At 33.0% G+C, this 990-nt stretch carries 1 protein-coding gene; it reads left to right on the top strand.

The genetic code is table 11. The features are described from left to right. Positions 1-990: tetratricopeptide repeat protein (locus tag WC622_RS16640; protein ID WP_372820817.1), on the top strand; the 990-nt coding region annotated here is incomplete at both ends.

Genomic DNA, 990 nt, shown 5'->3' with positions numbered 1-990 from the left:
TATTCTTATTTATCATATTTAGCTTGCTTTTTTCTTCTTCTTTTGCTCAATCTGTCGAAGAGCAACAAGCAATGAAACTTTTTCAAGAAGGAAAAAAAAATGAGGCAGCTATTATCTTCGAAAAGATAATAGCATCAAACCCATCCAATCTCAGTGCCATAAATGCACTTGGCTTTATGTATTTAGAATTAGGAAAGAATAATGAAGCTTATAATGTCTCATCTAAAGGATTATTGATTAATAAAAATGATGATAATTTAAATATCAACAAAGCAAGAGCGGCCATAAAAATGGAAAAAGCGGATGAAGCTATCCTATTAATGGATGCTTGCATTGCCCGTGATGCCAGCTTTTTTATGCCCTATTATGTAAAAGGAAATGCATTTGATAAACAGCACAAAATTCAACTGGCCATTGGAATGTATAGTAAAGTCATTCAACTCAATCCTAATTTCCCAAATGCTTATTTAGATAGAGGGAATGATTTTATAGCCATTAGCAGGTATCCGCAGGCTATTTCAGATTACGATAAAGTACTTTCTTTAGTGCCAGAAAGTAATGAAGCCTATAATATGCGAGGCGTTGCTAATTATAATCTAGAAAAATATAACGAAGCAATTGCAGATTATACTAAGGCGATAGCATTTGGAAATTTTGATGCGATTACGAATAGGGGAGTGGCTTACACCGATCAAGGCAAAAATGATTTGGCTAAAACCGATTTGGCTAAAGCCATTAGCTTGAATCCTAAAAATGCTTCCGATGCGTATTTTAATCTTACAGGTATTTTAAATAAGGAACAAAAATATGAAGATGCCTTGATTAACATTACAAAAGCAGTAACCTTAAAACCTAATAACCCACTTTACCAAGCATTGTATGCTGGTATTTTACTCAATTTAAAAAAGGATAATGATGGATTAGCAACCGCCAATAAAGTTTTAACATTGGATGCAAAAAATAGAGATGGATTTATCTATAAAGCAACGG

Source organism: Pedobacter sp. (genome assembly GCF_041662865.1).
Classification (GTDB): domain Bacteria; phylum Bacteroidota; class Bacteroidia; order Sphingobacteriales; family Sphingobacteriaceae; genus Pedobacter.
This window is presented reverse-complemented; position numbering and strand designations above follow the sequence as displayed.